Annotated in this window: 1 protein-coding gene; it reads left to right on the forward strand. The window is 37.9% G+C overall.

From position 1 onward, the window contains the following. On the forward strand, positions 1–383 hold a 383-nt coding region (locus APS80_RS10375), incomplete at both ends, for a MucBP domain-containing protein (RefSeq protein WP_169791267.1).

A 383-nucleotide genomic window follows, 5' to 3' on the forward strand; every position in this document is an offset into this window, starting at 1 on the left:
TTGAAACCGAAAGATCCAAACGATCCAACAAAAGGATATGAACCACCAGCACCAAAAGATCCAAATGATCCAACAAAAGACACACCAGTACCATACGTTCCAGCAGGAACAGTAACAGTTCATTATGTGAATGAGACTGGAGAAGTTATTAAAGATCCAACAATGGATACGGAGAAATCACCAGTTGGTAAAACATACAATACAAACGAAAACGGAACTGAAATTCCGAAAGAAATCACTGGTAAAGATGGTCAAGAGTATGTGCTTGTAAAAGTTCAAGATGGTGACGAAGAAACTGGTAAAGTAGTTAAAGGTAATATTGATGTTACTTATATCTACAAGTTGAAAGAGACACCAGAAGAACCGGGTAAACCAGAAGAACC

The sequence above is a fragment of the Staphylococcus auricularis genome (genome assembly GCF_001500315.1).
Taxonomy (GTDB): Bacteria; Bacillota; Bacilli; order Staphylococcales; family Staphylococcaceae; genus Staphylococcus; species Staphylococcus auricularis.